This is a genomic window from Paenibacillus vini (genome assembly GCF_018403325.1).
Lineage (GTDB): Bacteria > Bacillota > Bacilli > Paenibacillales > Paenibacillaceae > Fontibacillus > Fontibacillus vini.
On sequence record NZ_BOSL01000005.1, the window covers coordinates 206,162 to 231,465 of the forward strand.

The following is a 25,304-nucleotide window of genomic DNA, read 5'->3' on the forward strand; positions in this document are numbered from 1 at the left end:
TCTTGTAACCGGAATGAAAGAATTACATGAATTATATTACTCGGGTTTTCAAACCATAGATGATTTACCTAAGAAAATTAAGTTGATTGCAATTGATGAAGTGACCACTTTGGAGCGGGACCTCATTTATGAAGATAATATCGAATATGACAAAGATGGATTTGCACTGATCCCCTATAGGGTGAAAGGAACCGCGATTAGCGGTACAACCTTAGTATTTTCATGGGATAAACAAAAATGGAACGGTTTTTTACAAAACCAGGATACGAGGGATCATAGCAATGGGGGGCTAGTTGAGCCGGAAAACGGGATGGAGTACGCTCCCGATTCTTCGATCGTCGATAATTCAACAAACAGCGATGATTTGATTGAACGACTGAAAGAAAATACACAAAAACAAATCAATGAAGGCAATAAAGAATATGTACCCCAAACAGTAACGGTGAGCGGCTATAAGATTAATGCGGATTCTGCATTAGAGGAATATTTGGTGTTAAATTTAATTGCCGCTAACAAAAAAGCTTCATTAAAGGCATTGGGACTGACCCCCGTTTGTGAGACAGGGATCAAAACACCTTACAAGTTTAGGCAGCCAGTCGTCGGTAATCTACCGGTGACTGGTTGTTTAGTTTTGTTTGAATGCGAATTGAGTTATAGTAAAAGATGTAGTCTCGAACGGTCTGCTCGACGATTGCCGTCGTCGTACAGGTTAAACCTTCGAGATAGAACGTTTCAGACTTTAGCGTGGAATGAAACGATTCGATGGGGGCATTATCAGCGGGCGTACCCTTGCGGGACATGCTCATGGTAATGCCTTTTCCCTTTACAGCTTCTTGATACGCCTGGGATGTGTAGACGCTGCCTTGATCGCTATGGAGTATTGCGCCTCGTAGAGATGGCAACTGACGGAGTGTGTCTAGCACAAATGTAGTGTCCTGCTTGTCAGCTATACTGTATGCCACAATCTCTCCGTTAAACAAGTCTAAAATACTCGACAGATACAACATTTTCCCACCAAACGGCAAATAGGTAATGTCCGTTACGAGTTTTTGCATAGGTGCCTCGGCTTCAAACAGTCGCTTTAACAGATGGTCTGCGATATGTGCTGGTTGCCCAGTAGGTTTCCGTTTCTTGGCTTTGACACGACATTGCAGCCCTTCACGCTGCATGATCCGCTGCACGCGTTTGCGGTTTACCTTATCCTCTCTCTGAAGCAAGGCGGTTATTTTTCGGTATCCATAACGATATTTATGCTGTATACATAGTTCGCGAATTTTCTCTACCATGTGGTTCTCAGGTTGGTTCTCATATTCGGCCCTCCAACGATAATAAGTGGCGCGAGGAACTCCTATCCATTCACACGCTTGCTTCACACTAACTTCGCTCCGAACAGACTCGACCCACTCTACTACGATCCTTGACGAAACCTCCTCTCCAGTTCTCTGTACTTTTTTAGCAGATCTAATTGTTGTTTCAGAAACCGGTTTTCGGCTTTTACCCTCTCTAACTCCGAAGTATATTCGGGTCCTTTGCCATAGCTGTATTGTTTACCTACGGGCTGCTCTAACCGGTTCCACTCCCCACTCCGATACCATCTCATCCAAGTTTTCAATTGTGTCTTGTTTCGTATGTTTAACTGCTCCATGACTTCCTTCACCGGTATACCAGCCAGTCTCATTTCAATAGCTTTCATTTTAACTTCTAATGGATAACTTACTCTTGTTGCCAACGCAAAAACACCTCCAAGGTTGTCTCCATATCTTACGACATGGTTGCATTCTCTTGAAGGTGTTTTAATTTGTCTCACGTTATGGGGTCAGTTCCATTCCCAGAGGCTCTAAATATGGATTTTTTATCGGATACACTACTAAAAGTAAAATATCAAAATCCACTAATATTAGATATTGAGAGTTATGGATTCGATTATAAGACATCGACTCTTTATATCGATTATAGCGATGACAAGGACAATATTGCCGAAAAGCAAAAGGAAATTATGAAAGAAGCGAACAGCATCATCTCGCAAATCATAACCAATGGGATGAGTGATGATGAGAAGCGGCAAGCCATTTATGATTATTTAAATGATCATGCCAAATATGATGACGCTGCCTTGGCAAATGCAGAGGCGAACAACTTTAAAACGGTTGATAAAAAATACAATGATTCTTTTACAGCCTATGGAATTATAGTGAATAAGGTAGGGGTATGTGCCAGTTACGCGGCAGTCTACAAGCTGCTTAGTGATATAGCAGGATTAGACAGCATTGTCGTTACAGGTTACCTTGGAGGCGTCCCTCATGCGTGGAACAAGGTGGAAATCAACGGAAAGTGGTACAATGTGGATCCAACAAATAATGGAACCAACACGGGGATCCGTTACTTACTATACAATTCTGACGATGAAACCGCAGAGGATTTAGAATTTACTTTTAATAATAAATATTGGACAGATCAAGGGTTAAAGAAATTTGCAAGTGAAGATAACTCCTTTTTCAAAAGGATATTTTTATATTCTGTTGAAGAATTAACTTCCAGCCCTTTCTGTTTGTAATAATCTACCTAAAAGGCAATGATAAGAACTTCATTGTTCGATTAAACGATGATGTAAGTGAAGATGACATTTATCAAGTCATAGAAGACGTTTATTATGAATCATCTAATCTTAAATTAGAGAATGCAACAATAAGCGGGTTACTAGGTTATCTGATAATTGATAATTAAAGGGATTTCTTTTTTATAAGGGAACATGGAATATAACTCAAGCTGGTACGCTTATATAATGGAATCAGACTGGGATCGACGAGGGGAGGCTGAACTTGATGGATGATACTATCAGACAAATGCTTATCGAGAAAAACGAAAATTTGATTCGTATGGTGATTGACCGCGCCAAGCGGGATTTTCCCGAGGACATTGCGATCATTGGGTTGACGGGGTCGTTTAATACAGGGGATTTTCATGAAAAAAGCGACCTTGATCTCATTATCATCAATAATACGGACCGCGGCTGGGGAATATCGTCGTGTTTTATATTAGGTGATGTTGGATACGATTTATATTGTACTCCGTGGGAAACCAGAATAGAGGCCGCAGCCAATCTCGAGAGTGCGATGGTTTCGCATCTGATTGATTTGCAGATTTTATATTGCGCAAAGCCGGAGTATATGGAGAAATTCAATTCCTTTAAACAAAGAGCACTGGACACTTTAGCCAAGCCGATTGGCAGGGAGTGTATTGAGAGAGCGAAACAACACATTGATTTGGCGAAACAGGAGTATGCCAATACCTTGCTTTCGGAGGATCCCGGAACGGTGCGGTATGCTTCTTGCGAAGTTGTGTATAACCTGGTAAACGCATTGACCCATCTGAACAATACTTATTTGAAACGTGGCATAAAGAGATACCTGGAGGAAACCAAGGAATACCGTTTTATCCCTGAAAATTACGAACATAACTATATGGCCGTGATTGAGGCGAAAACGGTGGATGAAATCAGAAGTGCTTCTTTTCGATTACTGAAAAGCATGAATGACCTCCATCACAGGATGGATAAGGAATTTAGCGTGCAACCCCTCCCGACATTCGATAACCTCCGTGGTACATACGAAGAATTGTGGTGCAATTATCGCAACAAAGTTATCGAAAGTGCCGAATTAAATGACAAGTCATACGCCTTTCATGCAGCGATGGGTGCTCAGAACTTCGTTGATGAAATGACCAAATCGATCGGAACGAAGAAAATGGACCTTATGCAATATTTTGATGCCGATGATCTTTATTTGTTTAAAGATAAATTCCTGCAGGCGATGGATGATTATCTGGATGAATACAATAAAGCCGGAAGAAAAGTGGAACGATACGACTTATTTGAGCAGCTTTATGACCAGTATATGAAATTATAGCAATTTTTCATTATAATTTAGCAATATGCAGGAAGAGGCAAACTGCGATGCAAGGTAGAATTATACATATCGATCTATCGATCAAGAAGAGGGTATAAATAATTCTACGGAAGGAAGCCGTGACGGAGTGAACATTGAAGCAGTCTTTGAGCAGTTTCCCAACCTAAAATCAGATAATTTCCTGTTGAAGAAGATTGAAGATCATCATCTTGACGAAATTTTTGAAATTTACAACAATGACAAAGTATTTGAATTCTGCGGCATCATCCCCAAACACAACAAAGCTACTGTTAAAAATACGATCGGCCACTTCGAGAGAGATTATAATAAAAGGTCCAGGGTGAAATGGGGGATATTCGCCAATTCTGAACCTGAGAGATTGCTTGGAATTATTGAAGCTGCCGACTTTAATCAAAAGGTAAACGCAGTGACGGTGGGTTACTTTTTGTCGGAATCAAATTGGGGAAAAGGGATCGCTACCGAAGCGCTGAAAATATTAATAGACTTTTTGCTTACGGAGGTTCATGTCAATAGAATTCAGGCTGAAGTAATGCCTCAAAATGAGACTTCAAAGAAGGTTTTGTTGAAGAATGGCTTCGTCAAAGAGGGAACATTAAGACAAGCAACGCTATGGGCAGGTAAAGGAATTATCGATATAGAGCTTTACAGTATTCTGAAAGAAGACCTGGGATAGTTCCCCCTGAATAATAAAAGAAGCAGCTCTTTTGTGGAAACTGCTTCTGAATTAATAGGATAACTTCTTCATTTCCATATGTAAGGAGTTGCTCGATTTCGAAACCTTGTTAATTTTAGTGAATTGCATTTAATCTCTTTTGGTTGTTAAGTCTACTAAGATATTTCTTGATTACAGCAACTTAATAGCATTGGAATGATATCCTTGTTTTTCTTATACTGAAAGATGTCTTCTATTGGAAGAACAGCGCACCACGGAAGGATTTGTAATCTTCCTAAGGGGAATTTGTCGTATACCAAACTAATCTTCAAATGCTTATCTTTTTTAATGGTCTGGGACATCTCTTGATAAATTCCAAATATCTGGTTATCTAAAAAATGTTCAACGGCGATCCGGCCTGCAAGTCCATTCCACCAAGCTGAAAAGGATTTTATACTTTCAGAATAACCCGTTTCCCCATTTAGGTTAGTTTGAAATAAGGGCCTAAAGAGGGCTTTATTATCTGTTAAGACTGCATTATGGTCAAAGTGCCCATTAGTCGCAATGTTGCGTAATACTTGTTCCCAGATCTCATTAAATCTAATTAAAAATAGTTCATCGTCAATAAGCGCCCATTTTGATACATCGATATATGGAAATTTAGGGTTTATACTTTCATCACTTTTACTGTTCAAATACGCGTTTTGAATATAGACTAAATAATTCAAGGAATAGGGAGCGTCACTTTCAATAACGAATGGGTTTTGTATTTGCAAGCCTGCTACCTCCGAATTTTGGTGTAATTCATTACTACTTACCATATTTTATCACCAACTACTGCTGGGTTTATAGTTTGAAAAAATAAGAAGGGTTCGAGAACCGAATACGGTTCTTGAACCCTTCTGCTGTATTCTAGTAACGATCAATGGTGGTATTATTTCTTGCCGTTGCTTTGGGAGTCCACGGCATGCAGCTTGGCAATCAGCTTGTCGCCTTCGACATCCAGATTCGGAAGCAACCGGTCCAGCCATTTCGGAAGCCACCAGGCTTTGTCGCCAAAGACCGACATTACGGCTGGAACGAGTGTCATGCGTATGATGAAAGCATCAATCAGGATACCGAATGCCAGGGCGAACCCGATCTGCTTGATCATAGCGTCAGGTGCGAAAATAAAGCCGGCAAACACGGAAACCATGATAATGCCTGCGGCCAGCACGACACGGCTGGCAAGCTCGTAGCCGTGAACAACGCTTTCGTTGCCATGACGTCCGTGCACGTAGGCTTCGCGCATGGAGCTGACCAGGAATACTTGATAATCCATGGCCAGTCCGTACAGAATACCGGTGACCAGAATCGGCATAAAGCTGAGCAGCTGTCCCCCCGTGTCAAAGCCGAAGAGGGAGTGCAGCCATCCCCACTGGTAGACGGCCGTAGTCAGGCCGAAAGTGGCGAGGACGCTGAGGATAAAGCCGACCGTCGCTTTGATCGGAACGATGATCGAACGGAAAACGAGCAGCAGGATGATCAGCGACAGAATTACGATAATGCCGATATATACAGGAAATGCTTCGGAAAGCTTGGATGACATATCGATGTTAATGGCGGTAAAGCCGGTCACACCGAGCTTGACATCGCTTGCCGAGGCGAAGCTGGAATCGGGATCGCGCAGATCATGAACCAGATCTCTCGTTTCCGTATCGGTTGGGCCGGTTTTCGGGATCAGGCTGATAATGGCGATATCCCCGGTCTCGTTGACTCCCATTGGGGTCACAAGCGTGACATTATCATGCATTTGCAGTTCTTGAATCAGCTTGCCCAGACTTTCCATCGAAATTTTATCGGACTCATTTTTCGGCTCGGCTACCAGCAGCAAAGGTCCGTTAAAGCCTTCTCCGAATCCTTTGGAGATGACGTCGTAGCTTTGGCGTGCCGGGGTATCCAAGTTGGCCGAGGCCCCGGACGGAATACCAAGCTCCATTTTCGTTACTGGAATCGCTGCTGTTCCAAGCACCAAGACCACCAGAACAATAATGATCCAGCGGTATTTCACCGTAGCGTTTGCCCAGCGGTGCGAGAACCCGTGACGGGCTTTGTTTCCGGCGGCCGCGCTCTTGTTGCGGGCTTTGGTTGTGCAGATCCGTTCGCCGACCAGTCCCAGTAGGGCAGGCAGCAAGGTTAGCGCCAACAGGACGGTAATCAGAACGCTGACAGCGGCAACCAGAGCCATGGTCGACAAGAAGCCGATGCCGATAACCAGCATGCCGCAAAGGGCGATAATGACGGTCAGTCCGGCGAAAAATACAGCGCTGCCGGCAGTACCAACCGCCCGGCTTGCCGCTTCGCGGGCGCTTAATTTCTCATCGAGAATTAAACGGCGCTGCCGATTCACGATAAACAGCGAGTAGTCGATGCCGACCGCCAGGCCGATCATCACGGCAAGAATCGGAGTTATATCATTCATCTGGATGACGCTGGAGAGGGCAAACGCGCCTCCCACGCTGATCGCAACGCCGAGGAGCGCGGTGATCAGCGGCAGCCCGGCGGCAACAATCGAACCGAGCGTAATAAACAGCACAACTGCGGCTACCGCCACGCCGATCGCTTCCGTGGATCCGATGGATGGCGTACTCTTCAGCGAATCGCTTGGAATGGCCGTGATGCCGGAGCCTGCTTGCTCAACTTCAGTAACGGCCTTGATGACGTTATCCGGTACTGAAGCAGGCAGCGACGTTTGCTGAACGGTAAACTGGAACTGGAACAGGGCGATGCTGCCATCTGCGGACAGCATGACGCCTGGAACAGGAACGCCATCCGCCATGAGCGGGCCGTAAGGAGCCGCTTGGCCTGCGGCCGCGGTTTGTCCGGCTGCAGCTGCTTGAGCCGCCGCGTCTGCTTGCCCTGCTGCGGCGGCTTGATCGGCAGCTGCGGCTGATGGGTCTGCCGCGTTTGATGGATCTGCCGCAGCCGTTGGGTCTAAAGCCGCGCCTTGAGCCGCCGCGTCTGCTTGGCCTGATGCGCCAGCTTGACCTGCGGCTGCGGCTTGAGCGGCAAGTTCCATAGGGTTAATGATGTAGTCCATGTTGTAGACATCATTGATAGCCTTCATGATCAAGGCTACCCGTTCCGGCGTATCCAGACGTTCTCCGTCCGGAGCGGTGAAAGCAACGCTCGCCTGTCCGCCGGCAGCGGCAGGAAGCTCCTCAGCCAACATATCCAGCACTTTTTGCGATTCCGTGCCTTCGATTTTCATTTCGGAGCTGGATTGGATGCCATTGATGCCGAGCAGAGTGCCCACAACACCGAGAATGACGATCCAGGCCATGAGGAAATACCAAGGTTTGGAATAAGCCGATTTTCCTAATCGGTAAAGAAATGTTGACATATGATTTCTCCTTTATCTCTCTGGGTTAGAAGCCGTTGCGTAAATAAGCAAACATGGAATTCAAATACTGATCGAACGATATCGCATCCGGGCGAACATCTTGTGATTCGCCCGGCAGAAGGACGTTCAATCGCCCGTCCAGAATAGGCACGAACGCTCCGTAGACGGCACCGGCAAGAAGATGGGTATACCCGTCGGCATAACGACCTTGGGAGAACTGTTCAAGCACTTCCTGGGCAGCGGTCTGCAGGCGTCGCAATACGTTGAGGATATAAGGCTCCAACGTCGGATACTGATTCGCTAACGATACAAACTGTCTCAGTTTGAACAGAAACTCGGAAGTAAACTGCAGCTTCAGCAAGCTATACAGCGCATCGAGCGGGGTCGCATCCGGAGGCAAGCCCGCAAACTGTAACTTCGCATCTTCATTGGAGGAACTGCCTATAAAATAGGCCGCTACCGCTTCCTCTTTACACGAAAAGTAATTGGCAAAGGTTCTGCGGGAGTAGCCGGCCTGCCGGACGACGTCTTCGACGATGAATCCGTCCATGCCTCGTTCAAGCGCAAGCCTAAAGGAGGCCTCAGCCAAAGCATAGGCGGTGGCTTCCTTTTTTTTGTCGCGCAAATTGGTTGGCTTGGGGTCCAAGATCCATGCGCCCTCCTTTCTTGAATTCGATATATTAAACCTGAACTTTATTTAATATAATATATTATTGCCCAATGGGCAACATTGCACAATGGGAAACCAAACATTTTAAAATGGGAATTCTTAATCTTACACAAACCATATTATTCTAGATATAATGTTAGGAGGTGCGCTACCGCATCTCCCGGATTCTTCTATAGGAGTTGTTATCGATGATCATCAAATTCATTCGTTTACGTTAATGATAGGTACAGTATTGTAAGCTCGGCATTTTTTGAACAAGGATGCTTGGGTTTATTTAACTGTGCCTTTTTCATTAACTAATACGAATGAATGAGGTGTTCTTTGTGTTGTCCAAAAAAGGGAAGTTTACCACCGCACGTCTTCTTTCAGAATATGAACATATTTTTATTTGCCCTATCTGTTTACATTCCATGCAGGTTGTAGATTTAAAGAGTTTAATTTGTTCCAACCGTCATTGCTTTGATCTGTCAAAGAAGGGATATGTAAACTTAACAACCCACGCTTTAAAGACTAAATATGATAAAAAACTGTTCGAAGCCCGAAAGACAATTAGTGACAAAGGCTTTTTTGAGCCTCTGATGGCCCGAATCTGCGATAACATCCTAAGAGAGTTGAAACCATCACATCAAACGATAAAAATACTGGATGCCGGATGCGGCGAGGGCTCGCATTTATCCGATATTCAACACAAGATAATGGCTCAATCCGAATGTAATCTGTTAGGGATAGGCATGGATATTTCTAAAGAAGGCATCCATATGGCCTCGAATTTGCCTTCCAAAACCATCTGGTGCGTTGCCGATCTAGCAAAGCCGACGTTTGCGGATAAACAATTCAACTTTATTCTGAATATTTTATCGCCATCTAACTATTCCGGTTTCCAGAGAATCCTTCAGGATCAGGGAATGGTAATAAAGGTGATTCCCGAAGCCCGCTACCTCCAAGAGTTGAGAGGGATATTCTATAAAAGCACGGATAGGGATATCTACTCCAATCAAAAAACGATGGAGCTGTTCAAACATCATTTTGATCTGGTTGATATTCAGCGTGTTCAGTATGGTGTGAGTATGGACCGTGAAGATATTAAACAATTGGTTCATATGACTCCATTGTCTTGGGGGGCGACGGAAGAGTTAAAAGAGCAAGCATGGAGTCGGATTAAGGGAGAGATCACTTTTGATTTTTCTATCTTGCTTGGCTCTCGATCGCAAGAAGCAAACCGCCGATAAATCTGGTAGTATGGATTTTATGACAGACATGTTTGAAGGGGGAAATGAATATGGCGAAGAGTTCCAACGGCAGTGAAAAAGTGTTGTCTTCTGAACAACATGATGGACTGCTTCAAACATTGAAGACACGGTTTGATAAAAATATGGACCGCCATCAAGAACTTGAATGGGCTGGTGTACAAGCCAAGCTCGAAGCTCAACCGGAAAAGTTATGGTCCCTTCATGAAATGGAGCGAACCGGCGGCGAGCCGGATGTCGTTGATCATGACAAGCAGACGGGCGAGTACGTTTTTTGCGATTGTTCGGCGGAAAGCCCCAAGGGTCGCAGAAGTGTGTGTTACGATCGTGAAGCGCTGGAATCGCGGAAAGAGCATAAACCGCAAAATAACGCGATAGATATGGCGGCTGCGATGGGTATCGAGCTTTTATCCGAAGAACAATACCGGGAGCTGCAGAAGCTTGGAAACTTTGATTTGAAAAGCTCGAGCTGGGTGAAGACACCCGATAATATTAGAAAACTTGGCGGCGCCATCTTTTGTGATCGTCGCTATGATACGGTCTTTGTGTACCACAATGGAGCAGAATCTTATTATGCTGCCAGAGGGTTTCGCGGATTGATAAGGGTCTAGATCCTGGCGGAGGCCGATGGGAGCTTGCTTTTTTAATGACAAAATATGATCGATAGGAACCGCCAATTTACTCGTAGGAGATGTCTGACGAACCATGATGAAGAAAGAAGTCGCACATATACGGAAGCAATTTAAGCTGGATCACGATTTAATGAATATTTTCGACATTCTCAACGTGTATATTATGAAGGACAGCAACGAGATCTATCATTGGGAACGCCTGCCGTTTGGCCTGGTTGATAGGGAGAAGCAGGAATTGCATATGGGCAATTTCAAGAAGCTGCTGACCGGGGAATTGGATCAAAAGCTGTTTGAATTGAAGTTCCAAGAGGAGGCAGAGGATCCGACACGAGTGCTGCTTCATCAAGGCTTGGTTACGGGGGATCCGGACGAATGGCAGGATCTGATGCTGCATTTGGTGGATAAAATGCTGGCTGACACCCGCTATGAAAAGGATACGGTAATCACTTTCGTTCGCGGACAGTACTATCGTCCGACCAAGGCCCGAAATGAAGAAGCCGAGGAAACCGGTAAGGACGAGATGTTTGCGCATCCGTTTATTTTATGCAGCGTGAATTCCACGGAGCAGCAACGTAAAACTCTCCTGTTTGACTATGTGGAGAGGGAGTTTAAGTACAATGTCATGGTAGATCCGATCATCAAGTTAAGCTCGCCGGAGCAGGGGTTCTTTTACCCTAGCGTGACTGACAACAGTTCCGATGTGAATCGTATTCTGTATTGTACGGGGAGAGCGAATGATCCGGATCTGCATTTCATCGAGCAGGTTCTGAACGCCGAAAAGTCCATAACTGCGCAGGAAGAGAGAGTCTACTTCGAAGATATCGTGAAGGAAGTGGCAGGCGAGGAACTGGATGCGGCTACTCTCTCCAATGTGTATGAGGAAATCTACCAGGTGATCGAAACCCACGAGGAGGAAGAACCGCCGACGTTGGATTATAAAGATGTGGAACGCGTGCTGTCGGTAAGCGGAGTAGAGAACGTGACATCGGAAAAAGTGGAACGGGCGTTTCACAATATCATCGACGATAGATACTATGAAATGAAGGCTAGCAGCGTTATGCCGAAATTCACTTCGAAATCGATCAAGATCGATACGAAGGTGGCCACGATTTCGATCAGCCCGCAAGATTTAAAGTATGTAAAGCAAGTGAACTTTCAAGGCAGACGATGCCTTATGATTGAAGTCGACGAAGATGTAATGGTCGAAGGATTTACGCTCAGCACAGAGACTTTATAGTAAATAGCAATTAGGGAAGCGCCTGATTTCAGAATCGGGCGTTTCTTTTTTTGAGTTGCCCGTATACCATCTTAAGGTTATGCTACTTTATATAGGTATATTTTACTAAAAAGGAGTCGATGATCTATGAGAAAAATATGGGTTTCTGGTTCTCTAGCTCTATTATTAATATTCTCTAGTATGTCTGTTATCTCTGCGCATCCAGGCAGGACGGATTCCAAAGGTGGGCATACCTGCAAGACAAACTGCACCAAATGGGGATTGGAATATGGAGAATACCATTATCACAACGGCAAGGGCTCATCATCTAAGGATTCCTCATCCAAGAGTTCATCTTCCTCCAGTTCGAGCACTAAATCTTCTACTACACCTAAGAGCTCCACCTCTAAAAAAAGCTCCACCCCAAAACCATCAACGCCTGCTTATAAGGAGTCCGGGCTTGAGGTTTACGTAAATGGCGAGAAGCTCAGCTTCAGCAGCCAACCTGTAATTTATCAAAATACCAATCTTGTTCCTTTGCGCGAAATTGCTGAGGGTCTGGGTGCTACGACTACTTTTGATAAGGAAAGCGGCACGATTGAAGTAACAAAAGGGGACCGTAAAGTCACACTTACGATTGGAAGCAAAAAGGTGTTCTATAATGGTACTTCCGAGACAGCAAGCGCAGCTCCTAAGGCGATTAATGGGACTACATATGTTCCTGCCCAAGTTTTCGCCAGAGGATTAGGAGCAAGCATCGAATATAAATCCAGCAGTAACACGCTTGAAATTTCAATTTAATTAGATTGGGAGGATAGATTAACATCAATGGCCAGAACTTACTATGCGGAAGGCAGACAACTCGCTTATGTCCTAAGAGGCATATTTATTATTGGGGGACTGACGGTTTACTTTAGCATCCCAGGACTACACTGGGGGTTCTTCTTCGGAATTCTACTTGTTTCCGTTTTGGTAGCGGAAATCCTAGGGGGAATGTGGACTCGGAAGAGACGAAACAAGAAAAATCAGAGAAATAAATCGACGAAACTGCAATCTGGTAGTAAAGGTACAATAAGACGGTCAAGTAAGAGTTGTAGAAGTGATGAGACTATATTAACCAGCCGATTAGAAGATTTATCCGGGGCGGAATTCGAGAGGTTATTAGCTCTTTACTTCCGCGACCAGGGGTACACTGTGAAAGAAGTAGGTGTAGGGGGAAATGACGGTGGTGTAGATCTTGTTATTGTCGATAAACGTGGCGAAAAGACTGCGGTGCAGGCTAAGTGCTACGCTGATCATAATCATATTTCCGTGACGACTGTGCGCGAACTGGTTGCGGCTAAACGAAATCATGACTGCATTCTTTCACTGCTTATAACCACATCAGATCTCACCCTCCAAGCCAAAAAGGAAGCTGAACAGTTCAAAGTCGACTACTGGCATGGTTCGCTTGTTGAGCAAAAGCTAAGAACTTGGGGGAAATGGCAGCCAAGTAATAAACGTCAAAATAAAGGCCAGACAAAAACGAATCTCGCGAAAACTCAAAAGAACGTTGCTGCATCAAGTACTCTGACTTGTAAATGTGGTGCCCCAATGGTACGAAGAAAGAGCAAACAAGGCGTTGAATTTATGGGGTGTAGTAATTTTCCAAGTTGTCGAAATACTAAAACTTTATAGATTCGAGGAGAGCACTTCAGTCCATACTCGTAGTAGTATTAATATTGTAAAAAGACACAGAAACGGGTGAGGACATGGAGAATCATGAGATCGTATCGGATAAAATCAAACAGGACAATTACAAAGTATTTGCTTTGCTTAGCCACTATTTAAATAACGCACCAGACTATATAGATAAAGAAGAAATGGATGAGGTCATAAACAGCGGCGTATCTTCGGAATATGCGTTTAAGCTGATCTTGGCTGCCGCGTTTGGGCTGGATGTGGTTGACAATGCGGGCGATAAGGAATTGTTCAACAAGTATTTTGACCGGATGATTCATAAACTGGATGCTAACGAATATTACGAGAACGCCTATTATAAGAACATCAAGATCCCGAGTATCAAAATCGGCAAGAGCGAATTGAAATATGAACAATACAAGCCTTTTGAAGGCTTTGTGTGCAATGATATCCTCCGAACGGAAGAGGGGCGGCAAATCCCTCAAATCGGATTTTTTGATACGGAATTCAGATTCCCGGCAGTGCTTGAAAATGATCGAATCTGGATGACGATTACGCCGAATGAAATCGAAACGATGAGGGAGCCGATCGATCAAGCGTTCGGTCATGTACTTACTTTTGGACTCGGGCTCGGCTATTATGCCTATATGGTTTCCGAAAAAGAGAACGTGGAGAGCGTTACGATTGTGGATCTGAATAAAGATGTGATCGAGCTGTTTCAAACACATGTGCTCCCGCAATTCAAGCATGCACATAAGATTAATGTCATCCAGGCAGAAGCTTTTGAGTTCGCCCAGGAACATCTGTCTAAGGGGAAATACGATTTCGTGTTCACTGATTTATGGCATGACGTTTCCGACGGCATGGACATGTATTTGAAGATGAAAGAGATTGAGAAGAATAGCCATCCTGATACGGTATTTACGTATTGGATCGAAAAGTCGATCTTGTGTTATATGTAGTTTACTGCCTGATGCATCGTAAGATTTGTGGATTTTAAGACATAAAAGACACTCGGCGACATTAACCGAGTGTCTTTTTTCTTGAGTCGGGCGAAGTGATCTGATAAACCTCTCCGCACAACCTCCCTCGAATCTCTAGCATCTCACCTACCGACAAATCGGGAATGTCTAATCCCTGGATAAGAATCTCTTGTTCAAGCCCTTGAACATAGAGTGGGAATGCCAATTCGCCCGTATCATATTTAAATAATCTTCGGACTTGCCCGATCACGATATGCTCGGATCTTTCTCCAATAAGCTGCAAATGACGATCGGACGATTTATCGGGCTGGGAAGGGGGCGGGCTGACGCTTTTATCTAACTTCTTGTAATCTAAAGGGCTAAAGGATACGTTTTTCATATACAAGGAGACGACCAACCGGTCTTGAACTTTTGTCAGCTCGGTACGTTCCCCTTCACGGGCAAAGTCACTTGGGCAAAAGTATTCGAATTGAAATTCGTAGGGGAGCTTTGTTTTAGTTACCGTTAAATCCCGGACATTTCCGCCTAGTCTGACCTGGGTAATTACGCACTCAAATTTATCATTTCGATCCAGGTCCGCTCGTCTCTCCAGTATTTTACGTTCAAGCGTCTTCAAGTAATACTCCGCAAAGGAGTCGCTGATCTTACGTATTCCTTGTCCATGACAGGTATCTATATAATACACCTGGCCGGCGGATTCGCCGGAAACCACCATTACAATATAGTATCCGCACCCGTCATGATGCAGGGTTAGCGTGCCTTGCAATGCATCTCTATAGAGTTGATTAAAATACTCCTCAGCATCGTCATCATCCATATCGTCAACCAAATCATCTTCGTTTTGGAAGGCCTTGTTGCAGGTATCCGCGCTGAATGGACGGCCGATATATTCTAGTCCGATCTCCTCCTGTAAACAGGAGTCCATGCAATCCTTGGCGTGCGACAGGGATAGGGGAAACTGCTGCTTTGCTGCAGCTCCGTTTCCTATATGGATCAGAAAATCCCGATAGTCCTGTGGGAGTCTGACACCGGCTGCCGATTCAAACTTTTCAACCTCGCTAATCGATAATTTCTCGTTAAAAGTATAAGGAGCCTGCCCTTGATAGCTTCCATACTCCTCCAGCAACAGGATCACTTTATGGATGAATTCACTGGTTTGCTCAAACATCATTCACTATCCTTCCAAATTCCATACCCGCCATATCCCAAAAACTCTCGCACCTCCAGAACCTCATTGCCCCGAATAATAATCTCCATGCCGTTTTCAGTGTCCCATTCCGTGCCCCCTCCCAGAATGGCTCCGAATACAGGATCATTTCTATCCTGAGGATTCCGATAAAGCTCAACTTCACCGACACCGATGAATGTCAGGATATCTCTGCCCGCAGCTTCGGAAAGGCCATCTGGGTAATCGGCTGTGTCGCTGTTCATCTTATCGATCTTCCATTCGCAGGCTTTTTTGCAGATTTCGTTAATGGTTTCCGGGGGCAACTGATTCAGGACGTTGTGGATATAAAGCTCGGCTTCCTCCAAGCTCATATCCTCCGTACTAAAGCGATATTCAACTTCACAATCAAACAAAGCAAGTGGCCCATACCCGGATAACCTGCTTTCATCTAACGGATCCTCTATCCCTACGCGATCCAGATGGAATTTTTCGGTCAAGATACTTCCTCCTCATTCGAAATCCTGTCTGCCTCATACCGCTCCAATGCCTTCGTCGATGATTCCAGCATCCGCTTCTTTAAATAATCACCCTCCACCACCCGGACCCGTTTCCCGAGAAAACGAATCTTGGAGAGCAAATACTCCATTTCATCCCCGAGTAAAGAAACCTTGATTTGATAGGTATCTTTCTCTTCATCGTACTCCACGCTTTTTTCGAAGCTGGAGAAGGCGTAAAGAATGCGGGACAGCTCTTCGTTATATACACGGACAATTTCGATGATTGCTTCGCTTTTGCGCGAATCCAGCGTGTTTCCGATTATCTTCAGAATGTTCTCCGCTGCTGACGGCTCGATAGCTTCTGGCAGGGCAGAATGGATTTTGTTCAGCCTGGTGCTCATGAGGGCGCGATGCCGGGTATGATACCAGAGCAAGTACCACTCCCGTTTGACCATCGAGTACTCCAGTTTATAAGGAAACCCGGAATGGTCGGTCTTCACCCGGCCCCCCTTGATTTCATACGTGATGCGGATGCCTGTTTTATTCATGATGAGACGGCGTAAAGGCCTCAGGAGTGGATGGTAGACCTGTTTTTCCATGGTGCGGGCTTTTTCGATCAAATGGTGGGATATGTCCATAACCTGATCCGGCTCAAGAGCGGAGCGCAGCTTATCCAACGTGTCCGCCGTGAAAGCTTCCGCCGCCGCGGGATGCTCGAGCATCGTCTTCAGCCAGGCCCGTTCATGCGAGGTGACCATGAAGGTGCCGGAGTCCTCCAAGCGGGAAATGATCTGGTGATTGAATATTTTCTCAAACAGATTCATAGTATGCCTGAATCTCCTTCCATTCGTCTATCATTTGGCGGCGCAGCGAAACGGGTTCCAAAACCTCGCAGCTGGAGCCGAAACTGCGCAACCACGGCTTGATCTCGGTAGTCCCGTTTACGGTGATTTCATAAATAAAGCAATGCTCATCTTCATACACAATCTGTCCCCATTGTCCCTGCAGAATGACCCTCTCTTTGACGAAGTTCGGTTCAGAGCCTCCCGGATTATAGAAACGAACGCGTACCTTCACAGGCCGTCCGGTATCGATCAGCCAGCTATATCTGATTTTCTCGGCGAGTTCATGTTGCTTTTCCGCATACCAAGTCTCATCTACGGATTCATCCTCTTCGATTTGTGTGATTCCCTCCATACGGTATTTCCGGATCCCTTCCCGTCCGTAAGAAAGCAAATACCATCTTCCATATTGATGGTCGTACACCAGTTTAAGCGGAAGCGTCTTTTGGGTTTTGCCATTTGTGTCCCGCTCAAAGAGAGGATTGGTGTTCTTGGAGGCGTAGCTTTTTTCGGATTTGGGCGAAAAGTAAAGAAAACGGACTTTGCGGCGGTGACGGATGGCATGAAGGAGCGTGAACAGATGCGCCTCATCCAAGATTCGTGAGTAATAGTGGTACTTGTATAGAAATGGCTCTACGGCATGCTGTTCAAACTGATTGCGCGAAAGCTGCTTCTTGAGCCCGTCACGCAGCAGATACCCTTGCACGGAAGGAACCTGTGTGTTCGCCATCACATCCACAAAATCATACAAGTCGATAAGCTCTTCATCGGATAAAGTCCGTACCAAGTCGTCTTTAATACGGTAACGGTACGGACGGGGCCCCGGATCTCTTTTGATGACGCCGACCTCTTCCAAGTACTTGAGATCCGACCGAATGGTCTTCTCGTCAGGCATAGGAAGTCCTGAAGGTAAGCTGCTGCAGCAGGTATCCAAGAGTTCCATTGCAGTCAAGGCCTGATCATTCATCGCAGCTAACAGCAGCGAGATTCTTTGACTCTCGGACTCCTTAACGGATTTAGCGCGAAACAGGAACAAGAGCAAAGGGTCGGTGGAGTCATAATAACTGAAGCGAAGGGACTCGGAAAAATCCTTGTTCTGTTCCTGCGGCAAATGCGGATGCATGGAGTTTACGACTTCTTTGAGCCTTCGGATTGTTTTATCAAAAGTGTGGACGGAAATACCCAATCTCTCCGCGAACTGTTGTCTGCTAAAAGCACCGCTTGTCAGCACTAACATACGCAGAAATTGGATTTCTTTATCAAAGCTTTCCTTAGCCAAAAAGATATCCCCCGTTCGAATAAATCATCTTCTTCCATTGTAGCAGAGGGGAGAGATTTGGGTGAGATGGAAAATTATTATCCCGGTCGTAATACTTTCGCCATGTTCGGTCAGTTAGAAATGAGCGATTATATAAACAGTTCTTATGCGGGCGGTCGTAACGAGGCGAGGATATCGGTTTATCCCGCAGTGCCGTACATATTATGTCGCGGTATCCTGTACGAACCCAATCGGTAAGAACTCCATTTGGGGTTCGATTCCCCAATCGCCTAGGGAGCGATTCTGGTAGAGCACTCGACTTCCAATCGAGCGAAAATTGAACAAAGACCAAAGGAAGGAATCCCTAGCGGCTAGCAGGAGCGCACTGCAGGAAAGGCTTTGCAACCCGTGGATACCGGTGGCGCGCAGCTCCGGGGAACTTTAGTCGGATGGAGGAGTAAGCAGGACGATTGAAGTCGGATCATCCTTCTGAATCTCATATCCTTACAAATCACCCGCAGATCGCCCAGCTAAAACGAGGTTCCGCCTGTACCTCAGTGGGATTCCAAATCCATTGGTCAAAACATGAAGGGAGTAATTCATATGTTTATAAAAGTTATCATTCAAGCTGATGAGCGCGGTTTGCTTTTTCATAAAGGAAGTTATACAAAAGAGCTTAATCCGGGGACTTATCACTTTTCGGCCTGGTCGCAAACTACGGTTGTGATCATGAATATCACGGAACCGTTCGTTGTTGAAGGGAGAGACTTGCAGCTGTTTCTCCATGATGAAGCTCTTGTGCAAGAACTTGATATCGTACGGGTACAAGATCATGAGTATGTCCTGCATTATGAAGACGGTCAATTCGTGCAACTGTTGAAGCCTGGCGTCTATGCTTTTTGGAATATACTGAAAAAGAATGCCTTCTTGCACACGGATATTAGACAGCCCGAGCTGCCTGCCGAGATCGACCGTTCGGTTCTGACGAAGCTTACGGCTTATGTGCAATCCTGCGAAATTGCGAATTATGAAACCGGGTTTTTATTTTATGATCATGTTCTGCAACGAGAGCTCACACCTGGAAAATACTACTTCTGGAGAGGTCCCGTTTCGGTCGTGGTCAAAACGATGGATATGAGGCAGCAGCAAATGGATCTTATCGGCCAGGAGATCATGACGGAAGACAAAGTGTCGCTGCGTTTGAATTTCGTTTGCCAATACAGAATCATAAAGCCGCTGCGCGCCTTGGAGATCAAATCGTTCGAAGAGCAAATTCATATCCAGCTTCAACTGATGCTCCGGGAATATGTCGGAACTCTTAAATTGGATGATCTTTTGAAACGGAAAGAGGACGTCGCATCGTTCATCCTGTCCCGTTTACATGAGAAGAGTGAGGAGTATGGGGTGCAATTTCTGGGTGCGGGAGTTAAGGATGTTATTTTACCGGGAGAAATGAAAGATATCCTAAATACCGTCCTGCTTGCGGAGAAGAAGGCCCAAGCGAATTTGATCACTCGCCGGGAAGAAACGGCATCGACCCGAAGCTTGCTGAATACGGCGAAGTTGATGGATGAGAACCAGACGTTGTTCCGGTTGAAAGAGCTGGAGTTTTTAGAGAAGATATGCGAAAAGATCGGTTCGATCTCTTTAACGGGCGGCGGGGATCTGTTGGAACGTTTAAGCTCACTTATTGGTGAGAATAAGGCGGCAAGCAAATAATGAACATCACAGGGGTTTGGTGAGGAGGGTTTTATATGAGCAGTAGTTACCATCAACAAATATTGGCTTCACTGGAGCGGATTGAGCAAGAGGAGAACGTCCGGATCTTGTATGCTTGCGAATCGGGCAGCCGGGCGTGGGGCTTCCCCTCAAAGGATAGCGACTACGACGTCAGATTTATTTATGTCAGGCCTTTAGATTGGTACCTATCGATATTTGAAAAACGGGATGTTATCGAGCGCCCGATCAGCGATATGCTGGATATCAACGGGTGGGATTTGCGCAAAGCCTTGAACCTGTTCCGTAAATCGAATCCGCCGCTGCTCGAGTGGCTTCAATCCCCGATTGTATATAGGGAGAACCATGTGATTGCGGATCAAATCCGTCGCATTGTGCCGCTCACCTTTTCCCCGAAGTCATGTATTTACCACTATCTGCACATGGCAAAAGGAAATTATCGGGAGTACCTCCAGGGTGAACGGGTAAAAATCAAAAAATACTTCTATGTCCTTCGTCCGCTATTGGCTTGCGAATGGATCGAAAGACATGATACCATGCCCCCGGTAGAATTTGACCGGCTGGTCGATGACCTAGTTCCAAAGGACAGCCAGCTAAAAACGATGATCGACGGATTGCTTGTTCGTAAAAAGGCAGGCGACGAGATGGATTACGAACCGAGAATCGAGCCGATCAACGTATTTTTGGAGGATAGAATACAGTATTACGAAGAGATGGCGGCGAGCATGCCCCCGTCCGGCGGGGACCAAAGTCAGCGGCTGGACGATCTGTTCCGGACCGTGTTAGAGGAAGTATGGGGAAAGGATTGGAGAAACTAATGACTTATCAAAATATAGACGGAGTGCGGGTTTGGGGAAAGCCCGATGATGGAGCGCTGGCTCAAGCGAAAACGTGCGCGGAAACCGGCAATGTAGTTCAAACTTTGCTGATGGCGGATCATCATAAAGGATACAGTCAGCCGATCGGCGGAGTTGTCGTTTATGACGGGCAAATCTCTCCTTCCGGGGTCGGTTATGATATTGCATGCGGAAATAAAGCGGTGAGAACCAACTTATTCGCGTCGGATATGAAGCCTGACTTGGCGCGGGTGATGGATCAGATTGCCCGTAAAGTCTCCTTCGGGATCGGTCGGGTCAATCATGAACAGGTCGACCATGATCTTTTCGATGATCCGGATTGGGCAGTTTATAAGGCGGTAGGCAGCCAGGAACACGACAAGTTGAAGGCATTGGCGCAAAGTCAGCTGGGCACCGTCGGCAGCGGCAATCACTTTGTAGATTTGTTTGAAGAAGCGGGAACCGGACGTTTGTGGATCGCGAATCATTTTGGAAGCCGGGGATTTGGCCATAAAACGGCAAGCGGTTTTCTTAATCTGGCTGCCGGCAGAACATTCCTTGCGAGCGCTCCCGGTGAAAAGATGGATCAGCCGCCTGTGCTGCTTGATCTGAACAGCGAGCTGGGCGATATGTATTACCGGGCGATGAAGCTGGCGGGACGGTATGCGTATGCCGGAAGGGACTATGTGATTCAGCAGGTGCTGGCAATTTTGGGAGCGGAAGCGGACCTTGAAGTGCACAACCACCATAACTATGCTTGGAAGGAAACGCATGACGGCAAAGAAGTCGTCGTTGTCCGTAAAGGGGCGACTCCATCCGCGCCCGGCCAGGTTGGTTTCATCGGCGGCAGTATGGGGGATATTTCCGTGATCGTAAAAGGGAAAGACAGCACAGAGAACCGGGAGGCTTACTATAGCACGGTGCACGGAGCCGGGCGAACCATGAGCCGGACCCAGGCTGCCGGGAAAATGAACTGGAAAACCCGAACCCGCAGCGGCGGTCAAATCAGCACGGAGCAAATGATGGAGGCGGTTCGAAGCTTCGGGGTAGAATTGCGCGGAGCGGGAACGGACGAGAGTCCTTTTGTATATCGGAAGCTTCAAGAAGTGCTGGATGCGCATGCCGAAACGATCGAGGTTATGCATGTTTTGAAGCCGATCGGCGTTTGTATGGCCGGGGCGGATGAGTTTGATCCGTATAAGGACTGAAGCCTAGTTCATCAGTTCCAACTCCTGTGTAATGAAATCATTAGAAAACTCCATGATGGAGGTGTCTTTAATCGCGGTGACGTTTATTAATTTGCTCTTCCCAAATGTATGACGCGAGAAATCAGAGAACTGTCAGGTATGGCACCTACGGTTTGCAACGATAATACAAGCCCACCAGTTTTGGTTAAGCTGGTGGGCTTATTCTATTGTTGAGAATACGAAAATGAAGAATCGGTCTGGGTTCTTACCTTAAGCCAAGACATCCTCGGCCCTTTAGAGGATCACGTTCTCCTGATATTGTCTGGCTCTTTTTAACATAGCTGTTATCTCCAGCGCGATTCAAGGACGTGATAACTGTAAAACCTACAGTTAATTTTCTGCAGTATAAGCCTTTTCGGACATTAACTGTAAAACCTGCAGCTAATCCGTCGTTATCGGCTCTAATTGAGCAAATAAAGTGAAAATAGCTGTTGGTTTTACAGCTGTTTTTGAAAAACGGGGGCAGACGGTCCAATTAGCTGGAGAAAATACAGTTAATCTTTCTATCTTACCTGTTTAACTGACTTGCTTAGCCTAAGGACCCGGAGGCAGCACCGGACTTTAGGCCGTTCGCGAAAAGGATAGGAACCTACTCATACACCCAAATCCCCGCAACCGTCATTTTCGCCGGCAGCGCTTCTTCATCCACCGGCACATTGTCATACCAGCCGCCTACAGCCAGATTAAGTACCAAGTAGAAAGGGACGTCGAACGGCATCAGGCCTGGGAGTAGACTGCGCTCGGCGTAGCAGTGACCGTCCACCAGCCAGCGCATGGAGCTGGCATCCCACTCCAGCGCATAATCGTGAAACTCGTTAATGGATCCCGATTCAAACCGATGGGAGAATTCCTCGGTGACCTTATGATCCCAATCCTTTCCGTAATGAAGCGTGCCGAATACTTCCTGCGGCAGGCGGCCTTTGGCTTCAAGCATGTCGATCTCGCCGGAGGCGGGCCAGAAGCCATGAATCTTATCTTGAGGGAGCAGCCAGATCGCCGGCCAGAGGCCTTGACCAACAGGCAGTTTGGCCCGGACGACCAGCTTGCCGTAGCAAAAGGAGAAGCGGTCCCGGGTGTCTATACGGGCGGAAGTGTAGGCGAAGCTCCGTCCGTCCGTTTCGGTCGTCTCGCGGTGCGCACACAGGTTCAAACCATTTTCATCGATATACAAGTTGCCGGGATTTCCCGTATAAAACTGCTGTTCTCCGTTTCCCCAGCCGGGGGCTAGAATATGGCCTTCATCGTCCAGCAAATCGTTGCCAAGGCGGATGTTCCATGTGCTCAAATCAGCCCCGCTATGTAAGAAATCCTGTTGCCATATCAGCTTGTTCATCCTTTGAACACTCCTTTCATCTACCCTTAGCATATTGAAATTTAACGGCGGGTCAAACGAATCCAAAATAATGGGATAGGGTCAAAAATCCTGGCCTTTTTTTCCTATGTCCGTTCTCATACGATGAAAGGGAAGGAGGCAAGGCATATGTTCCAACATAAAACTGGACAGATAAAAACCTTTTTAAGACAGTGGCAACTGCAAAGCATGGTTATCCCCGGGATTGTCTGGATGTTTATTTTCTGCTACATCCCCATGTTTTGGCTGATTATTGCATTTATGGACTACAACATCGCAAAGCCCATGATGGACTCGCCCTTCGTAGGGTGGAAGCACTTCCAGGACTTTGTGACGGATGACCGTTTCTGGCGTTCGATCCGCAATACCCTGGGAATGAGCAGCATTAAGCTGATCCTGGGATTTCCGATCCCGATTTTGTTCGCTCTGCTGCTGAATGAAATCCGGAGTCTTCGCTTTAAGCGTACGGTGCAGACGATTTCGTATTTACCGCATTTCATCGCCTGGACGATCTTTGGCGGGATCATGCTCAACTGGCTGGGTGAGGGCGGCGTGATCAATCAATTGCTGATAGCGATAGGAGTTCAAGATCGGGAAATTTTGTTTAACAGCGAGCCTAAGTATTTCTGGTGGATTGCCTTTTTTTCCGATACGCTCAAGGAAATGGGCTGGAGCGCAATCATCTATATCGCCGCCATCTCCGGCATTGATCCCGGTTTGTACGAAGCGGCGGAACTGGATGGCGCGGGCCGTTGGCAGCGAATGTGGCATATCACCATTCAAAGCATCCGTCCTACCATTTCCATCTTGTTCATTCTCGCGGTCAGCGGGCTGCTCGGCAGCAACTTCGATCAGATCTTTATGTTGAAGAACAACATGAACATGAAGATGGCGGAAAGCCTGGATCTCTATATCTACAACATGGGCTTGGTATCCGGACGTCACTCCTTCTCCACAGCCGTTCTGTTTGCCCGCTCCATTGTGGCATTAGGACTGTTGTTCCTGGCCAACTTTTCCTCCAAAAAACTCAATGGCGAAGGCATTTTTTAAGAAGGGAGAGAATGATCCATGGAAATGCGGAGAAGATTCCGGCGCATCAGCGTGTTTACGATATGCAATACCTTGCTGATGCTGGCGGTTTGTTTTATAACGCTGTACCCGATGTATTTTGTGCTTATTAATTCGTTTAACGCTCCGGAGCAGGCCTTGTTGGGCACGGTCAACTGGTTTCCCAAAGCGGTGTCGCTGGACAGTTATCGCGTGGTATTCAATGACGAAAACATGATGAACGGATTTCTGGTCACCACTTTGCGTACCGTGATCGGGACCGTGGTACACGTGCTGTTTACCGCCATTGTGGCTTACGGCATGAGCAAATCCAACCTGATTGGCCGCAAGGTATATATGAAAATCGCCTTGATTACGATGCTGTTCTCGGGCGGGCTGATTCCTACATTTATCCTTATGACCAAGCTGGGCTTGTACGATAACTTTTTGGTCTTCATTATTCCTGCGATGTACACGTTTTTCGATATGGTCATTTTCATCAGCTTTTATCGCACAATCCCGGAAAGCCTGGAGGAGTCAGCCAAGGTAGACGGCGCGTCGGATTATGGGGTATTGTTCAAAATTGTACTTCCCAATAGCATGGCGGTAATTGCGACCATCTCGCTTTTTGCAGCTGTATATCACTGGAACGATTACTATCAGGGTGTGTTGTACATTCGCTCGCAGGAAATATTGCCGCTGCAAACGATGCTGTACAAAATCATTGCCGAGAATTCCATGTCGTTCATGCAGCAGCAGGCCATGGCTCAGTTCGGGGCCAAGCTGCCCGGCAACTCTATCAAGTTTGCCTCCATGATGGTGGCCACGCTGCCGATTCTGGCGTTCTATCCCTTTATCCAGCGCTATCTGGTCAAAGGCGTTATGATCGGCGCAATTAAAGGGTAAGCGTCATCGGTCTGACTAAGCCAAGGC

At 46.3% G+C, this 25,304-nt stretch carries 23 protein-coding genes; 14 read left to right on the top strand and 9 right to left on the bottom strand.

What is annotated here, in order from left to right:
* Positions 1 to 584: 584 nt before the first annotated feature.
* Positions 585 to 1,729 (bottom strand): IS3 family transposase gene (locus tag KJS57_RS10060; protein ID WP_213654671.1). Its coding sequence is split into 2 segments (ribosomal slippage): positions 585 to 1,456 and positions 1,456 to 1,729, totalling 1,146 coding nucleotides; the frame shifts between segments, so codons are not numbered across the junction.
* A 114-nt stretch (positions 1,730 to 1,843) separates the two neighbouring features.
* On the opposite strand from KJS57_RS10060, the gene KJS57_RS10065 reads away from it, so the two are divergent.
* From KJS57_RS10065 to KJS57_RS10075, 3 genes are all read left to right on the top strand, one after another.
* Positions 1,844 to 2,554, top strand: a complete 711-nt coding sequence (locus KJS57_RS10065; RefSeq protein ID WP_213654672.1) for a transglutaminase domain-containing protein — start codon at positions 1,844 to 1,846, stop codon at positions 2,552 to 2,554.
* A gap of 268 nt (positions 2,555 to 2,822) precedes the next feature.
* Complete coding sequence (locus KJS57_RS10070; protein ID WP_213654673.1) at positions 2,823 to 3,905, top strand: nucleotidyltransferase domain-containing protein; 1,083 nt, start codon at positions 2,823 to 2,825, stop codon at positions 3,903 to 3,905.
* Positions 3,906 to 4,032: 127 nt separating this feature from the next.
* Positions 4,033 to 4,599, top strand: coding sequence for a GNAT family N-acetyltransferase (locus tag KJS57_RS10075; RefSeq protein ID WP_213654674.1), 567 nt, complete (start codon positions 4,033 to 4,035; stop codon positions 4,597 to 4,599).
* A gap of 155 nt (positions 4,600 to 4,754) precedes the next feature.
* Here the strand turns inward: KJS57_RS10075 and KJS57_RS10080 are convergent, their stop codons facing one another.
* From KJS57_RS10080 to KJS57_RS10090, 3 genes are all read right to left on the bottom strand, one after another.
* The gene (locus tag KJS57_RS10080) at positions 4,755 to 5,354 is read right to left on the bottom strand and encodes a group-specific protein (RefSeq protein ID WP_213654675.1); all 600 of its coding nucleotides are present in this window, start codon (positions 5,352 to 5,354) and stop codon (positions 4,755 to 4,757) included.
* A 158-nt stretch (positions 5,355 to 5,512) separates the two neighbouring features.
* On the bottom strand, positions 5,513 to 7,960 hold the full coding sequence (locus KJS57_RS10085) for an MMPL family transporter (protein WP_213654676.1): 2,448 nt from the start codon (positions 7,958 to 7,960) through the stop codon (positions 5,513 to 5,515).
* A gap of 25 nt (positions 7,961 to 7,985) precedes the next feature.
* A complete protein-coding gene (locus KJS57_RS10090; RefSeq protein WP_244861472.1) occupies positions 7,986 to 8,606 on the bottom strand; it encodes a TetR/AcrR family transcriptional regulator in 621 nt (206 codons plus the stop codon).
* 347 nt (positions 8,607 to 8,953) lie between these two features.
* Between KJS57_RS10090 and KJS57_RS10095 the strand changes: the two genes are divergently transcribed.
* The 6 genes from KJS57_RS10095 to KJS57_RS10120 all read left to right on the top strand — a co-directional run bounded on the left by KJS57_RS10095 (position 8,954) and on the right by KJS57_RS10120 (position 14,367).
* Entirely contained in the window at positions 8,954 to 9,859 is a 906-nt protein-coding gene (locus KJS57_RS10095) for a putative RNA methyltransferase (protein ID WP_244861473.1), read from the top strand.
* Between the two features lie 50 nt (positions 9,860 to 9,909).
* A complete protein-coding gene (locus tag KJS57_RS10100) occupies positions 9,910 to 10,488 on the top strand; it encodes a DUF4256 domain-containing protein (protein WP_213654678.1) in 579 nt (192 codons plus the stop codon).
* Between the two features lie 94 nt (positions 10,489 to 10,582).
* Positions 10,583 to 11,746, top strand: a complete 1,164-nt coding sequence (locus tag KJS57_RS10105) for a DUF4317 domain-containing protein (RefSeq protein ID WP_213654679.1) — start codon at positions 10,583 to 10,585, stop codon at positions 11,744 to 11,746.
* A 126-nt stretch (positions 11,747 to 11,872) separates the two neighbouring features.
* The gene (locus tag KJS57_RS10110; RefSeq protein ID WP_213654680.1) at positions 11,873 to 12,526 is read left to right on the top strand and encodes a copper amine oxidase N-terminal domain-containing protein; all 654 of its coding nucleotides are present in this window, start codon (positions 11,873 to 11,875) and stop codon (positions 12,524 to 12,526) included.
* A 192-nt stretch (positions 12,527 to 12,718) separates the two neighbouring features.
* Positions 12,719 to 13,402, top strand: coding sequence for a restriction endonuclease (locus KJS57_RS10115; protein WP_244861483.1), 684 nt, complete (start codon positions 12,719 to 12,721; stop codon positions 13,400 to 13,402).
* A 74-nt stretch (positions 13,403 to 13,476) separates the two neighbouring features.
* Entirely contained in the window at positions 13,477 to 14,367 is an 891-nt protein-coding gene (locus tag KJS57_RS10120; RefSeq protein ID WP_213654682.1) for a spermine/spermidine synthase domain-containing protein, read from the top strand.
* Between the two features lie 61 nt (positions 14,368 to 14,428).
* On the opposite strand, the gene KJS57_RS10125 is transcribed toward KJS57_RS10120, so the two are convergent.
* The 4 genes from KJS57_RS10125 to KJS57_RS10140 are packed head-to-tail and all read right to left on the bottom strand — an operon-like array spanning position 14,429 to position 18,174.
* Positions 14,429 to 15,559: an SMI1/KNR4 family protein gene (locus tag KJS57_RS10125; protein WP_213654683.1), complete on the bottom strand. Its 1,131-nt coding sequence runs from the start codon at positions 15,557 to 15,559 to the stop codon at positions 14,429 to 14,431.
* Entirely contained in the window at positions 15,556 to 16,053 is a 498-nt protein-coding gene (locus tag KJS57_RS10130) for a DUF6985 domain-containing protein (protein WP_213654684.1), read from the bottom strand. The genes KJS57_RS10125 and KJS57_RS10130 overlap by 4 nt, the downstream gene beginning before the upstream one ends.
* On the bottom strand, positions 16,050 to 16,877 hold the full coding sequence (locus KJS57_RS10135) for a WYL domain-containing protein (RefSeq protein WP_213654685.1): 828 nt from the start codon (positions 16,875 to 16,877) through the stop codon (positions 16,050 to 16,052). The genes KJS57_RS10130 and KJS57_RS10135 overlap by 4 nt, the downstream gene beginning before the upstream one ends.
* A complete protein-coding gene (locus KJS57_RS10140) occupies positions 16,864 to 18,174 on the bottom strand; it encodes a helix-turn-helix transcriptional regulator (RefSeq protein ID WP_211022882.1) in 1,311 nt (436 codons plus the stop codon). Before KJS57_RS10140 ends, KJS57_RS10135 begins: the two co-directional genes overlap by 14 nt.
* A gap of 582 nt (positions 18,175 to 18,756) precedes the next feature.
* Between KJS57_RS10140 and KJS57_RS10145 the strand changes: the two genes are divergently transcribed.
* Genes KJS57_RS10145 through KJS57_RS10155 form a run of 3 tightly spaced genes read left to right on the top strand, consistent with a single transcriptional unit; the run spans position 18,757 to position 21,934 of the window.
* On the top strand, positions 18,757 to 19,872 hold the full coding sequence (locus tag KJS57_RS10145) for a slipin family protein (protein WP_213654686.1): 1,116 nt from the start codon (positions 18,757 to 18,759) through the stop codon (positions 19,870 to 19,872).
* Between the two features lie 35 nt (positions 19,873 to 19,907).
* Complete coding sequence (locus tag KJS57_RS10150; RefSeq protein ID WP_213654687.1) at positions 19,908 to 20,708, top strand: nucleotidyltransferase domain-containing protein; 801 nt, start codon at positions 19,908 to 19,910, stop codon at positions 20,706 to 20,708.
* Positions 20,708 to 21,934 carry an RtcB family protein gene (locus KJS57_RS10155; protein WP_213654688.1) on the top strand — a complete coding sequence of 409 codons (1,227 nt, stop codon included), beginning with the start codon at positions 20,708 to 20,710 and terminating at the stop codon, positions 21,932 to 21,934. The genes KJS57_RS10150 and KJS57_RS10155 overlap by 1 nt, the downstream gene beginning before the upstream one ends.
* Before the next feature lie 628 nt (positions 21,935 to 22,562).
* Here KJS57_RS10155 and KJS57_RS10160 read toward each other — a convergent pair.
* Positions 22,563 to 23,306 (bottom strand): glycoside hydrolase family 16 protein, encoded by a 744-nt coding sequence (locus tag KJS57_RS10160; RefSeq protein ID WP_213654689.1) that lies wholly within the window; start codon positions 23,304 to 23,306, stop codon positions 22,563 to 22,565.
* A gap of 147 nt (positions 23,307 to 23,453) precedes the next feature.
* Between KJS57_RS10160 and KJS57_RS10165 the strand changes: the two genes are divergently transcribed.
* Together KJS57_RS10165 and KJS57_RS10170 are read left to right on the top strand one after the other, a co-directional pair.
* Entirely contained in the window at positions 23,454 to 24,374 is a 921-nt protein-coding gene (locus KJS57_RS10165) for an ABC transporter permease (RefSeq protein WP_211022877.1), read from the top strand.
* 18 nt (positions 24,375 to 24,392) lie between these two features.
* The gene (locus KJS57_RS10170) at positions 24,393 to 25,277 is read left to right on the top strand and encodes a carbohydrate ABC transporter permease (protein ID WP_244861474.1); all 885 of its coding nucleotides are present in this window, start codon (positions 24,393 to 24,395) and stop codon (positions 25,275 to 25,277) included.
* Positions 25,278 to 25,304: the final 27 nt, after the last annotated feature.